The organism is Agrobacterium sp. SORGH_AS_0745 (assembly GCF_030818995.1).
Lineage (GTDB): Bacteria > Pseudomonadota > Alphaproteobacteria > Rhizobiales > Rhizobiaceae > Agrobacterium > Agrobacterium tumefaciens.
This window is the reverse complement of sequence record NZ_JAUTBI010000004.1, coordinates 139,939-153,009: the sequence shown is the minus strand read 5'-3', so window position 1 is coordinate 153,009 and position 13,071 is coordinate 139,939. Positions and strand designations below refer to the sequence as shown.

Sequence of the window (13,071 nt, the reverse complement as noted above, 5' to 3'; positions counted from 1 at the left end):
AGCAACTTCTAAACTCGGCCGGACTCTCATTGGAGAGTCGTCATGTCGGAACAATCTTTTGCAACGCCGTCCTTGCCGTTCGTACGTGTAGAAACCTGCGACGGAATACACGCCGCTGTCGCCTTTGAGGTGATGCGTGATCACTATGGGGTTTATGCTGCGACGGCAGCGGCATGGTGCGCCATCGAAGCACGTGGCGACGGTAAGGATGACCATTATCGTTTCTGGTTTGGTCTTTTTTGCGATCTTCGCAAGGCGTCCCCGGTCTTCTCTCTTCAGTTGCCACCAGCCTTCAAAATCCCAGGAATTTCTGAGCGCTCCGGAATTCCGTCCGCGGAGAACAGGTGTGACTGCCTCTCGGTGCTGCTCAAATCCCGGCATGTCGGAAACGCAATTATTCGCGAAGTACGATCAATAATAAAAAACTAATATTGGATTTGGCGCGGCAGCGTAGCCAATGTCTGCCAGCAAATTGCGAAAAATCAATCCATTACGAGGGCGAACGATGAAACGTGGAATCCTGTTTGTTACATTTGTAGCAGCAACCGGCCTGGTCAAATCTGCAGATGCAGAGCAGTTGATCGTCAACAGCTACGGTGGACCTTACGAAGATATCATCCGGGATCGGATCATCGAGCCTTTCGAAAAAGAATTTGGCGTGAAGGTTATCTACGACGCGGTTGGATCCGCGTCGCAGGACCACGCGAAAATAAAGGCGACGCGTGGACGACCGGGCTTCGATGTCGTCGTCATGACTGCCTCGCAGTCGCTTGATGGCTGCCGCGATGGTCTTCTGGAGAAGTTTTCGCCGGAAAACGTACCCAATATTGCGAAACTCAACCCTGAAATCAGCGGGATCGCCGGCCCCTGCGGTGCTGTCCACGAAATTCAGTACCTGTCGCTTCTGTGGCGTAGTGACAAGCTCAAATCCACACCAACCTCGTGGTCGGCATTTTTCAGCGAGGAACTGAAGGGCAAGGTTATCCTTCCAACGTTCCAGAACATCATGGCTGCCTATCTCATGGAGATCATGTCGGTTGCAAACGGTGGCGATCTTATCGACAACGTCGATCCCGGCTTCGAGGCGATGGGCAAACTTGCAAAACAATCGATCGGCTTCGAACAGTCTTCCTCAATCATGGAAAATTATCTGAAGGAGGGCCAAGTCTGGGCCATGCCATTCTGGAACGGGCGTGCGCAGCTGCTCGTCGACAGCGGTTTACCGGTTGATTACGTAAGGCCCACGGAAGGGACGATTCCGCTCGTTGCGACCTTGAATGTGCCGATTGGCGCCCGCAATAAAGAAATGGCGAACAAATTCGTCAATTTCTTTCTCGAGAAATCCAGCCAGGAGGCGTGGGTCACGGGCTACAATGTCGGCAGCGCCCGCACTGATATCGATGTTCCCGATGACGTCCGCGCCCGTCAGATCACCACCGAAGACGATCTGAAGACCCTTCTTCTCCCTGATCTTTCCACCGTCGCAGCCAAACTGCCGGAATGGGGAGCTCGCTGGGAGCGTGAAGTGATCGCGGCAGCGAGATAAGGGAGGGCACAATGACAACGCTGGAACTCCTGTCGCCACTTGAACCTGCGCGACGCCGGGCCTTTACGCTGCGGCCCTATCTTTCTCTAGTGCCCCCTGCAACGGTACTTTTGATCTTCTTTGCTGTGCCAATGGGCATGATGGTCGGGATGAGCTTTCAAGGAGCCGATGATGAGGCATGGACAACAGCCAACTATCAGCGGTTTTTTTCCGACGATCTGATGCTGGCTGGTCTTGGCCGGACGATGCTTATGTCCGGTCTGGTTGCCATTTGCGTGACCGTTATGGCCTATCCGCTCGCATATTACCTGGCACGTTCGACGTCACGCTGGCGCACAGTCGTGTTTGCACTTGCGATTGCGCCGGAACTTGCCGGTGTTGTGCTGCGCACTTACGGCTGGCTGGTAATCCTGGAGGACCACGGCTTTGTGAACTCGATGCTGATATGGGCAGGGTTGATCTCTGACCCACTGCCACTGTCGAGAAGCATGTTCGGCGTCGTCGCTGGTCTGACGCATGTCGTTCTGCCCTTCGGGGTTCTTTCCTTGCTGACAAGCCTGCAAGGCATCAATCCCAATCTCGAAAAGGCCGCGCAAGTCCTGGGGGCCTCGCGTCCGGCCGTGCTCCGCCATATCGTTTTGCCGCTTTCCATTCCAGGCATCGTCAGCTCGTTGCTCATCGCTTTCACGATGGCTGCTAGTGCCTATGCGACCCCGGCACTCCTCGGCGGTGCGGGCTTCAAGGTACTCGCAACGATGGTCTACGAGCAGGTCCTTTTCTACATCGACTGGCCGTTCGCTGCGGTGATGGCGAATGTGTTGCTGGCGGCAATGCTTGTCGCAGTCTTCATTGGCTCTCGCATTGAAGCGCGCCTCCATAACAAGCTGCATCTCTAGGAGAATGACGTGAACCGGTTTTTGTCGATTACCTTCAAGACTTCGCTGGCACTCATCCTTGCATTCATCACGCTCCCGCTCCTGGTGGTGCTGGTGGCATCCGTGAGCCCGACAGCAAAGATCGTTTTTGCACCATCGCTCTGGACAACGCAGTGGTATGGCGCGCTCTTGACCAGCCGCTGGATCGACCCGTTTTTGCTCAGCGTCGAGCTCGCGCTGATTGTAACGGTTCTCAGCGGACTGTTCGGGCTTCTGGCAGCCTTCGCGGTCGCCTACGAGAAATGCCCGGGCCATGCCGCTATCATGTCCTTCCTGTTGTCTCCGCTTTCCGTCCCGCAGATCGTCAAGGGGGTGGCAATCGTCCTGTTCCTTTCGTCGACCGGGTTTTATGGTCTTCTCGGAACGCCCGGCCTGATCATCGCACACGTCATACTCACCTTGCCATTCGTTGTGCGGATGATCGCAGGTGCAATGTTCAATTTCGACAAACGCCTTGATCTTGCGGCGCGTGTTCTGGGTGCAAGCAAGCTGCAAAGGATCCGCTATATCCTGCTGCCCCTGATCAAGCCCGGCCTTTTTTCAGGAATGACCTTCGCGTTCATTCTCTCCTTCAACAACATTCCCCTGTCGGTCTTCCTCGTCCGGCCTGGCGAAACGACACTTCCCATTACCGTTATCAATCACCTTGAATACAGCCTCGATCCGGTTCTGGCGGCAGTCAACGTCACCTCCCTCTTCTTTATCCTCGCGGCCGTCTTTCTCTTCGAGCGGATCGGCGGTTTTTCGACACAGATACATGGTGGAAGCAAATGAGCACAATGGACATAGAACTGATCGCGATCACCAAGAATTACGGTGCCAACCGCGTCGTCGACAATATTGATCTTTCGATCCCGGCAGGCGAATTCGTCAGCATCCTGGGTCCGTCCGGTTGCGGCAAGACAACGACCCTGAACATGATCGCGGGCTTCTCGGATCCTTCCAGCGGAGATATCCGGATCCGGGGGCAAAGCCAGCTGGGTGTCCCCCCGGAAAAGCGCGGGATCGGACTGGTTTTTCAGAACTACGCCTTGTTCCCGCATATGACGGTTGCCGAAAATGTCGCCTTTGGCCTGAAAATGAAAGGTTGCCCAAGAGATAAAACCGAGGCCGAGGTGCAGTCGGCCTTGAAACGTGTGCATCTCGAGGGTTTCGAACAGCGATATCCCAAGGAATTATCCGGCGGTCAGCAACAACGCACTGCGCTTGCCCGAGCGATCGCGCCGAAACCGTCGCTCCTTCTTCTGGATGAGCCCTTGTCCAACCTGGACCTCAAACTGCGAGAGGCGATGCGTATTGAGCTCAAGGAAATCCAGGAGGAGCTCGGAATGACTTTCATTTATGTCACCCACGACCAGGACGAGGCAATGGCGATGTCTGACCGCATCGTGGTCATGCATGGTGGCCTTGTGGCGCAAGAGGGTAAGCCGGACGATATTTATGACCGTCCACAGTCGCGTTTTGTCGCTGATTTCATCGGGAAATCAAATCTGCTTCCGATCGTATCCCTGAGACGGGATGAAGCAGCGACGATTGCTGTTGTCGAGGGCGGTCTTGAACTGATCGTCGTGTCGCCGGAAAATCCCGATGTCGTCCGGTACTGTTGCCTGCGACCGGAAGCCGTCCGTCTCACGCCCCGAGGAACCGAATTACCCTCCCCTACCAATACGTTCAATGGAACCGTAACCAGGATCGTCAACCTCGGGGCGTATCGTGATTGCTTCGTCACCCTGACGAACGGGACCGTTCTCAAGTCACTCGTGCGATCGACGCGGCTGCCCGATTTGAGGGTCGGTCATCCTGTCCTTCTCTCAATTGATCCCGAGGCTGTACAGTTGCTTGAAGATTGAATTGATCGCGTACTCCTATCAATGCACTGAAATTGATATTGGAGATACGAAGGTCAGTCACGCTACTCTTCCCTTGCAGAGATGGAAATTTCCAAGGAAGGAACAGGAAATGCTCAACACGCAAAGAATATCGGCCGTACAGGACGGAAGCAACGTTTGTGCCGACATCGTCGGGTTCGACTTCAACAACTATGACGAAAGGGACATTGAAGAAGTTCGCAAATACTGGCTGCACTACGGCGTTCTTCGTTTCAAGGCCGCTAACATCACTGACGAGCAGCAAGTCGCTTTCTCCCGTCACTTCGGCGAGTTCGTCATTCACCCCAAGCAGTTGCAGGAGGGTGGACATCCGACACACAAGGAAATCCTTGTTATCGCCAATACCATGAAAGACGGCAAGCCTTCCGGTGCCATGGGCAACAGCGAGGCGACCTGGCACACGGATACCTGGTTTTACGAGCGCCCGCCAGCGGGTGCAATCTTGCGTGCGGTGGAGGTGCCGGCAGAAGGTGGGGACACCTACTTTCTCTCCACCTATCGCGCCTACGATGCATTGCCGGAAGAGTTTCGCAAGGCAATCGATGGCAGGCAGATATTCTTCCAGAACGTCTACGACAAAACCGGGAAATTGCGGCTTGGCAAGGTGAAGCCTGCCAGCAAGGATTTCCGGGAATGGAACGGTATTGTCCATCCGCTGGTGCGCACTCACGCGGAAACCGGTCGCAAGGCGCTTTATCTTGGTGGAACGGCTGAAGGTGCATGGATCGTCGGGATGCCACTTGATGAAAGCGATGACCTGCTGAAGCGCCTGTGGCAGCACACGACCGAAACAAGCGAGGTTTTTGTCCAGAAGTGGACGAGAGGCGACATCATGATGTGGGACAATCGTTGCACCATGCATCGCCGGGATTCTTTTGATCCCAACACGATCCGGATCATGCACCGGACCACGACCTCCGGCGAACGTCCGGTCTGATCGTCTCAGACTCCAGAAAAGCGACCTTAATCATGCAAGAGTACCGGATAGAAAAGGGAGGGGCTCCCCTTCCAGCGGACCTTTGTGTCCTGCTGCAGGACGTTGAAACTGCAACGATCGGACATACCGAGCATATTGGCTTTCTCAACACAGGCATCCGTCCGGTCCTTCCTGCGAAGGTCATCGGGCAGGCATTGACCGTCGCGGCACCAGGCCGCGACGGAGTGATCATCTATAAGGCGATCGACCTCATCCGGCCCGGCGATGTTCTCGTTATCGCGCGTGTTGATGGGGACGATATCGCCTGTGTCGGTGGCGGCGTCGCGACAGCAGCAAAAGCGCGTGGCGCTGCTGCAATTATCGTGGACGGACCATGCACTGATGTCGAGGAAATCGTCGCGTCAGGCCTGCCGGTCTGGTGTTGCGGAGTTTCGGCAAAAACGACGAACCGGGCATTCCGGACTGGTGGCTCCATCAATGTTCCCGTCGCCTGCGCCGGCACCGCGGTGCTTCCCGGTTTCGCGGTCCTCGCAGACACTTCCGGGATCTTCGTCGCAGACCGTTCACGGATGCGCAACCTGGCTGAGGCAGCGCTGAAGCGTCAAGAACGGTCCACTCGGCTGCGTGCCCATCTTGCGGCAGGCCATTCAATCTTCGCGTACGATGAGGGGCAATCCCAATGAAAATATCGCTCATTCAAATGAACTCCCAGCCGGACCGCAGGGCAAATTTGCGTCAGGCGCAAGCTTTGATGCTCAAGGCCGTCAAGGAGGAGGTGCCGGATCTGATAGTCCTGCCGGAACATTTCGATTGGTCAGGCGGTACCGCCTCGGAAAAGCTGGCGGCGGCAGACTACATGCCCGGTGGTGCAGCTTACCGGATGGCGCAGGAATTTGCTTGCCGGCACGGATTATGGCTCCATGCCGGCAGCATGCTCGAGCGTGTTCCCGGGGAAGAGCGAATATACAACACCACCGTTGTGTTCGATCCCGAAGGCAGGGAAGTCGGCCGCTATCGCAAGATTCATCTTTTCGACATCGTGGCTCCCGACGGCAAGGCCTATCGCGAGTCCGTCACGGTCGCACCAGGGCACGACCTTTTTGTCTACGAGGCTGGCGGCTTCCGGATCGGAGCCGCCATCTGCTACGACCTCCGGTTTTCCCGCCTGTTCGATCAACTTGCCGAGAACAAGGTCGATCTGGTCATTCTGCCGGCTGCCTTTACGATGCAGACCGGAAAGGATCATTGGGAGGTCCTTTGCAGGGCACGCGCCATCGAGTTCCAGGTCTATTTCGCCGCGTGCGGCCAATGGGGCAGTTACCTTGCCGCCGGCGGCGAGACCCGGCAGTGTTTCGGCAACTCTCTGGTTTGCGATCCGTGGGGACAAGTCATCGCCCGCGCCTCGGATGGAACCGGCATTGCAACGGCACGGCTGGACAGCCAACGAATAAATGATGTGCGCCGGCTTATTCCCATGGAGCGCCATCGTCAGCAGTTTCCAAGCGCAGCATCTCGGGCAGGTCTTGCTGAAACGCCGTCACCAACAGCTCAACATCTAGTAGTCGAAAATGCTGCCTGCGACGGGCTATGTTCGACTTGCCGCAGCAAGACAGACCTGCCTGCCTCGTGTGAATAGTCGAGAGAGCGCCATGACGACCCCCGCAACGCAGACCCTTGCCGAATGCCTCGTGAATGCGTGTTTTGAGAACCTTCCGCCGGACGTGGTAGAGAAAGCAAAGCTCTGCCTGATGGACTCGGTCGGATGCTTTTTCGGCGGTCACCAAACCCCGGTCGCGCCGGGTCTGGAACGGCTTTCGGCTGACATCGCCGGAGGTTCCGCTAACCCTCCCCGTCTGGACCCCGCCTGGCACGCATTTCAGTACGCGACTCTGGCCAACGCCCTTGACCTCGATGACATCTACTGGAAGGGGCATCCTGGGGCAACAGTGGTTGCTGCGGCTCTCGCGGTTGCCAACCGGTCGCGCTCCACAGGGCGCGACCTGATTGCTGCAATCGTCGCCGGTTACGAAGTGGGATGCCGCATCGGCATGTCGCTCCGCCACACCAGACCGCGCAAGACCGTCCATGGCCATGGCACCTGGCAAATATTCGGCGCAGCCGCCGCGTCGACGAAACTGCTGAAACTCGATCATAAGCAAGCGGCCCATGCCCTGGCAATCGCGGCTGCAAATGCACCTGTGGCGTCGGTCATGAAGACCGTTTACGGGGCCGCACCGACAATGGCGAAAAACAATTTTGCGACCGCAGCAATGGGCGGCGTCAACGCAGCCTTTCTTGCTCGTGCCGGATTTGAAGGGCCTCTTGACGTTTTCGAAGGAGACACCGGTTTCTGGCGGATGGCGGGAGCCGATGGCGTCGACCTGTCGCAGCTGAAAATCGGGCCCGGTATTCGCTACGAAATACAAGACGTCGGCTTCAAGGCGTTCAGCTGCTGCAGGATCATTCAAAGCAGCGTCGAAGCTGCTGTTGAGGCATTCGCCGTCGCGGCTGTTCGCGGCAAAGGTCATGACGTCAGGGAAGTCGAGGTCTTCGCCTCCGAGATCGTCTGCCGTCCCCCGTTCAATGATCCCCAACCCCGCGACATCTGGGCGGCCCAGTTCAGCGCACCTTTTTCAATCGCCATGGGCGTGCTCGGACACGCTGCCGGTCCGGAATGGTTCGAGCCTTCCCGTTTCCTGGATCAAACAGTGCGCGAGCTGACGTCAAAAATCCGGCTCTTTCCTCTGAGACCCACGGATCGATTGAGCCATCATCACGGGGCAAAGGTCCGTCTTCACCTGCTCGACGGCCGCGTGGTGGAGGCCAATGTCGAGGTTGCAAAGGGCGATGCTGCCAATCCACTTTCGCCTTCGTTTCTGGAGAAGAAGTTTTTGCGCCTGTCGGCGGGGCGTTTGCATGGGAACGTAAAACTGGAATTACTGCAGTTCCTCAAGCAGCTCGAGTTAAAAGACGACCTGCGATTTCTGCTGGACACGATTCGCACACCAAGAGGCGTGCCTCAGTCCATGGACAGCCCTATGTAACCGGAATGAATATTGTCGCATAAAAGATAGCTAATCTTGGCTTTATTTCCCGCTGATTCCTGCTGAAATCCTCTCGTTCGAATGTTCGAGGAGGAACTCGCATGAGTGGAGGAATTATCAGTCCAAGCCTGTCAGACATACCGTGTTACTGCGCGACAGATATCGCCGGGAACGAGGCTCTCCTCGATGGCAAGATCGTCCATGAGGTTGCCGGCAAAGCATGGGACGACATTGCGCGCGGTTCCGCGTACGGCACGAAATCCGTGCTCTCCATCACCCCCGGAGAGATTGACAGGCATCCCTTGATCAAGGATGCAGTATCGCTGGAGGAGCGTCTTGGCTGGAAGTTGTCCTGCCTTTCAAGCGTCAACAGCCGCTATGGGGCAGTGAAAATCGTTGGCGCAAACGCCCTCAATCGCCAGCTCGGTCTTCCACGGTCACGGTCCACGATTGTCCTCCTGGACAAATTTACCCTCCTTCCTCTTTGCCTGCTCGATGGAACTGACATCTCCGCCGCCAGGACGGCGAGTTATGCGACGCTTGTTCTTGAACGACTGCTCGCGCGCCGTCGAGATATGTCTGTCTTCCTGTTCGGCGCTGGACCGATTGCTGAAAAAATCGTTCTGGCGCTTGATCGATGCCACAGGGAAAAGATTTGCGAAGTCTTTATCCGTAGCCGCACAGTTGACTCAGCCATACGGCTCGCGAGATCGCTGGAAAAGACGGTAACCTTCGACATGATTCCTGTTCGAGACAACGCCGATCTCGGTCGATGCGATTTTGTGATTACTGCATCAAACGCCAAGGCTCCCGTCTTCGAGGCCAGTGAGATAGGCGACGCTCCCGTGCTTCATCTGGGTGGAGATGAAACACCCGCGGGACATTTGGAACGGGCGCTGCGGTGCGGTAGCGTTCTGTGTGACGATGTGGAGATGGTGTCGCGTCGTGGTTCGCAAAGCCTCGCGCTTCACTTCTCGCGGAAAGGAACGACGCTGGAGCAATTGGGACCACTTCTCGGCATCCGGTCAATTACGGCGATCCTGGATCCGTCTGAGATCGCACAGGAAAAACCTGTCCACATCACCTGTGTCGGTTTGCCCATGCTGGACCTTTATGTGGCCGCACATGTCTACGAGGCTTTGTCAGGCGTCACTGATGATAACGCCGGCGGAGCGACGGTTGTAGAAGCGGCCCACTGAGAGATGCTCCCATGTATATGACGAAGCTCCTCGCCGAATGCATTGCTGACCGCGTTTTCCATACGGCGCCGGTAGAGGTGAGGAACAAGGCACTGTGCTGCCTGCTCGACGCCGCGACCTGCGCTCTCGCCGGCAAATACACCACCGGATCGACGAGCGTCAGACTTGTTGCCAGCCGAATTTTCGGTCCCGGAAACGCGGCCCTCTGGTTTTCGGAGCATCGCTTATCGACCATCGGCGCCGCCTTCGCCAACTCGGCTTCTGTTTGCGCCCTTGATTTTGATGATGGTCATCGTGCCGCGCGCGGACATCCAGGTGCTGCGGTGATCCCTGTTGTTCTGGCCACCTCCGCTGACGGGGTAATCGACGCGGACGAATTCGTCGCTGCGATCGTCGCCGGCTACGAGATCGCTATCCGGATCGCCGCCGCACAAAACCCTGAGAACATAAAAAGTCGCCAAAGCGGTCTCTGGGCCGGCTACGGTGCGGTCGCTGCAGCCGGCAGTATTAATCGCACACGCGGTGATCATCTTGCCCAAGCCTTGGCGATCAACGGTGTATGGGCCCCCAATCAAGCGGCAAATGGAAGCTCCGGCTATTCGAAGCTCTCCGGAAATCATGCGAAAGAAGGAATCCCGTGGAGCGTCCTCACTGGCCTCACCGCACTCGAATTGGCCGACACTGGGTTTACGGGTCCAGAAGATATTCTCGATCACGCTTCCCATTTTGACAGGGATCGCATCGAGACCGGGCTTGGTCTGACCTGGGAAATCCTGGGGACCTATTTCAAGCCGTATTCCTGTTGTCGCTATATTCATCCCGCCATCGATGCAACGCTGGACCTCATGCAAAGCCGGAGACTCGAGCCGAAAGACGTACTGTCAATCGAGGTCCACACATTCCAGTGGGCTCAGCGGCTGCAAAACAAAGTCATACCGAAAACTCTCGTGGAGGCTCAATACAGTTTGCCTTTTTGTCTGGCAGCGGCCGTCCGTCGTGGCGCATCTGCGCTGGCGCCCATCGATGAGCGACTTCTCGATGACCGGGAAATCTGTTCCCTTGCCGGTGCCGTTACCCTGGCCCTCGATGAACAGATCGACGAAAAATTTCCGTCAGAAACGTTGGCTAGAGTGACATTGACCACTCCTTCGGGCGAAATAACCTCCACCACCGTTATGCCGCGTGGCGATGCGGGCCGACCGATGCTTTGGGACGACCTTAGGGAGAAGTTCCATGAGGTGTGCAAGGGCAAAATGAGTGCAGCGCGTGAGGACGTTTTCGACACGGCGATTGACCAGCTCAAGTATGGTGATCCTCTGCCGTTCCTGCGAGAGATTTCGGCCGACCTGTGATTATTGATCGCTTCGCTTGGCCGTAGAAGCGCCCGAACTATTGCCTTTGATCGTTCCATTCCAGACCACCACCTTGCCATGGATGATGACGTGACGGACGCGGCCCAGGTTGACACGATCGACGATCGCGAGATCGGCGCGCCTGCCCTTCTCGATCAAACCGCGATCGCTTGCCAATTGTGGAAAGGCGCGTGCGACGTTCCCGGTCGCCAATGCGACAGCTGCAGCCGGTGACATCTGCTTCTTGTTAACAATGCGCTGGATTGCCACGAGGATACTGTCCCAATGGCCGCCGGCATAGTCAGTCGAGATCGTATCGACGCATCCGGCCTCGACCAAGGCGTCGAAATTCGCCGGATTATTCCGCCAACGAGTTTGGATGCTGTCAAGCGTTGAGACATCGATGGTGACGCCACGCCGTCGCAGTTCGTGGGCGAATGATACGGATTCATCCGGCAGAAACATCGGATGGTTCGTATGACCCGCGACGATGTTTGCGTGGGGGTATTTCTCAGCGACTTCGATCAGACGTTGGACCGACGGCGCAGAATTGTGAAAAATCGCCGGGAAGCCCACACGCGCGGCTTCTCGCGCCACCTCCTCAAAGCCTCTCAGCGCGAGGTCGACCGGTGGCATTACGGACGCGAGAATGACCTGACGGACGGTTCGCGCGCTGCAGACATCGGACAGACCGCATTCGTTGAGTATCGACTGCAATTCGCGATCGGAAACTCCATCCTCGACTTTCAGGTATCGGCCGACCACGGCATTTCGCAACTGGCGTGAAACCAGAGGTGATACCTTCCGTCCCGTCGCCCGTTTCATCGCCTCTGGAATGAACCGATATTCCTGCGCACCGCCTCCCAGTGTCTGGCCCCCACCAACCTCGCCAAGGGCTTTTGCTCCTTGAGACAAAGCATCATCGATGGATGCATGTCGATGTCGTTCGGAAAGACCGGCGCCATCGATTGCCAAGGCGGCTTCGATATTGGAAGGGGTGTGCGCTGTGGAGATATGGACATCAAGCGGATGTGGATCGCCCGCAAACGCCTCATCAGCCAATGCCAAACCGCATACATTCAACAATGTCGTCGTCCCCTCAAGGAGGTGCCTGTTCCTGTTCCAGTCGATCACGTCCCTATCGACAGGAGACGACCCGCTCGGCATGGATGGCCCGCCCACGCAGCCATGGGCATGCGCATTGATAACGCCCGGGATAATCGTGTGGCCGTGAGCGTCGATGACGTCGATCTCATCAGGATTGATGGATATATCTCCTGGCTGGACGAAAACAATTCTGCCCTCTCCGATACCGATGGATGCATTTTCATGAAATGTCGCGCCATCTCCCGTTATCACGGAAGCACCGCGTATGATCCTGTCGAGCCGATTATGAGACATTGCGATCGTCCCCCAAACCGTCTGGAGCCTGACGCGCATGGGATTCCAGAATGTAGCCGACACCCCGGACGGTGCGGATAAGATCGGGTTGCCCGTTCTCGTTCAGTCTCTTTCGCAATCGGCCTATGTGGACGTTCAGTGTGCGCTCTTCTACATGATGCAGACTTGGCCACACCGCACTCATGAGCTCCGCCCGCCGGCAAATTTCGGTCGGTCGCTCCATCAGGTACGACAACACAGCAAATTCCAGTGGTCCCAAATGAACGTTTAGACCGTTTCTTGAAACCCGATGATGCTCGAAATCAATCTCGATGCCGCCATAGGACAACTGGCCTGATCGCGCTCGAGGCAGTGCCCGGCTGAGCGTACGCTTGCGCAGATATTCAAGCAGCTTGACCGGTGCAAACGGCCGGACGAAACATTCTTCGGCGCCGGCGCGCTGCATATCGACATATTGCCCCTCGGCGCCCGCACCAATGATTGCGAGCACGGGGACGCCCGCCGTGCGATGATTTCCCTTTATCCTGTCACAGACCTCAACCGCGGGAAAGGGATCAGGTCTGCAGTCAAGCAGTATAGCCATGACTTGGTGATCGTCGGCCAGGTGCGACATCTCTTCCACGCCTCTGGCCATCCGAACCTGATAACCCTCCACTTCCAAAATATGTGAAAGGAGGAGGAAGAAGTCAGCATCAACCGAACCGATCAGGATCAATTTTTTCATCAAATGTCCTTTGCGTCGGCAGCACCCTACAAAAGCAGGGCTGT

13 protein-coding genes are annotated in these 13,071 nt (G+C 56.6%); 11 read left to right on the top strand and 2 right to left on the bottom strand.

What is annotated here, in order from left to right; genetic code table 11:
- Positions 1-42 precede the first annotated feature (42 nt).
- The 11 genes from QE432_RS24375 (at position 43) to QE432_RS24325 (ending at position 10,902) form a co-directional block, all read left to right on the top strand.
- Complete coding sequence (locus QE432_RS24375) at positions 43-429, top strand: hypothetical protein (protein WP_306627213.1); 387 nt, start codon at positions 43-45, stop codon at positions 427-429.
- 76 nt (positions 430-505) lie between these two features.
- Positions 506-1,546, top strand: coding sequence for an ABC transporter substrate-binding protein (locus tag QE432_RS24370; protein WP_306627211.1), 1,041 nt, complete (start codon positions 506-508; stop codon positions 1,544-1,546).
- 11 nt (positions 1,547-1,557) lie between these two features.
- Positions 1,558-2,442: an ABC transporter permease gene (locus tag QE432_RS24365; protein WP_003517329.1), complete on the top strand. Its 885-nt coding sequence runs from the start codon at positions 1,558-1,560 to the stop codon at positions 2,440-2,442.
- 9 nt (positions 2,443-2,451) lie between these two features.
- Positions 2,452-3,255 carry an ABC transporter permease gene (locus QE432_RS24360; protein WP_035200942.1) on the top strand — a complete coding sequence of 268 codons (804 nt, stop codon included), beginning with the start codon at positions 2,452-2,454 and terminating at the stop codon, positions 3,253-3,255.
- Positions 3,252-4,331, top strand: a complete 1,080-nt coding sequence (locus QE432_RS24355) for an ABC transporter ATP-binding protein (protein ID WP_174041423.1) — start codon at positions 3,252-3,254, stop codon at positions 4,329-4,331. The genes QE432_RS24360 and QE432_RS24355 overlap by 4 nt, the downstream gene beginning before the upstream one ends.
- Before the next feature lie 109 nt (positions 4,332-4,440).
- A complete protein-coding gene (locus tag QE432_RS24350; protein WP_003517335.1) occupies positions 4,441-5,307 on the top strand; it encodes a TauD/TfdA dioxygenase family protein in 867 nt (288 codons plus the stop codon).
- Positions 5,308-5,339: 32 nt separating this feature from the next.
- Positions 5,340-5,990: an RraA family protein gene (locus QE432_RS24345; RefSeq protein WP_306627208.1), complete on the top strand. Its 651-nt coding sequence runs from the start codon at positions 5,340-5,342 to the stop codon at positions 5,988-5,990.
- Entirely contained in the window at positions 5,987-6,943 is a 957-nt protein-coding gene (locus tag QE432_RS24340) for a carbon-nitrogen hydrolase family protein (RefSeq protein WP_306627206.1), read from the top strand. Before QE432_RS24345 ends, QE432_RS24340 begins: the two co-directional genes overlap by 4 nt.
- Before the next feature lie 13 nt (positions 6,944-6,956).
- On the top strand, positions 6,957-8,351 hold the full coding sequence (locus QE432_RS24335; RefSeq protein WP_306627204.1) for an MmgE/PrpD family protein: 1,395 nt from the start codon (positions 6,957-6,959) through the stop codon (positions 8,349-8,351).
- Positions 8,352-8,452: 101 nt separating this feature from the next.
- A complete protein-coding gene (locus tag QE432_RS24330; RefSeq protein ID WP_306627202.1) occupies positions 8,453-9,550 on the top strand; it encodes an ornithine cyclodeaminase in 1,098 nt (365 codons plus the stop codon).
- 11 nt (positions 9,551-9,561) lie between these two features.
- Positions 9,562-10,902 (top strand): MmgE/PrpD family protein, encoded by a 1,341-nt coding sequence (locus QE432_RS24325; protein WP_306627200.1) that lies wholly within the window; start codon positions 9,562-9,564, stop codon positions 10,900-10,902.
- On the opposite strand, the gene QE432_RS24320 is transcribed toward QE432_RS24325, so the two are convergent.
- Positions 10,903-12,303, bottom strand: coding sequence for an amidohydrolase family protein (locus QE432_RS24320; protein WP_306627198.1), 1,401 nt, complete (start codon positions 12,301-12,303; stop codon positions 10,903-10,905).
- Positions 12,293-13,027: a response regulator transcription factor gene (locus QE432_RS24315; RefSeq protein ID WP_306627196.1), complete on the bottom strand. Its 735-nt coding sequence runs from the start codon at positions 13,025-13,027 to the stop codon at positions 12,293-12,295. Before QE432_RS24315 ends, QE432_RS24320 begins: the two co-directional genes overlap by 11 nt.
- Positions 13,028-13,071: the final 44 nt, after the last annotated feature.

Coding starts and splice junctions, on each gene's coding strand:
- QE432_RS24375 (WP_306627213.1), top strand. CDS start 43: ATGTCGGAACAATCTTTTGCAACGCCGTCCTTGCCGTTCGTACGTGTA.
- QE432_RS24370 (WP_306627211.1), top strand. CDS start 506: ATGAAACGTGGAATCCTGTTTGTTACATTTGTAGCAGCAACCGGCCTG.
- QE432_RS24365 (WP_003517329.1), top strand. CDS start 1,558: ATGACAACGCTGGAACTCCTGTCGCCACTTGAACCTGCGCGACGCCGG.
- QE432_RS24355 (WP_174041423.1), top strand. CDS start 3,252: ATGAGCACAATGGACATAGAACTGATCGCGATCACCAAGAATTACGGT.
- QE432_RS24350 (WP_003517335.1), top strand. CDS start 4,441: ATGCTCAACACGCAAAGAATATCGGCCGTACAGGACGGAAGCAACGTT.
- QE432_RS24345 (WP_306627208.1), top strand. CDS start 5,340: ATGCAAGAGTACCGGATAGAAAAGGGAGGGGCTCCCCTTCCAGCGGAC.
- QE432_RS24340 (WP_306627206.1), top strand. CDS start 5,987: ATGAAAATATCGCTCATTCAAATGAACTCCCAGCCGGACCGCAGGGCA.
- QE432_RS24335 (WP_306627204.1), top strand. CDS start 6,957: ATGACGACCCCCGCAACGCAGACCCTTGCCGAATGCCTCGTGAATGCG.
- QE432_RS24330 (WP_306627202.1), top strand. CDS start 8,453: ATGAGTGGAGGAATTATCAGTCCAAGCCTGTCAGACATACCGTGTTAC.
- QE432_RS24325 (WP_306627200.1), top strand. CDS start 9,562: ATGTATATGACGAAGCTCCTCGCCGAATGCATTGCTGACCGCGTTTTC.
- QE432_RS24320 (WP_306627198.1), bottom strand. CDS start 12,303: ATGTCTCATAATCGGCTCGACAGGATCATACGCGGTGCTTCCGTGATA.
- QE432_RS24315 (WP_306627196.1), bottom strand. CDS start 13,027: ATGAAAAAATTGATCCTGATCGGTTCGGTTGATGCTGACTTCTTCCTC.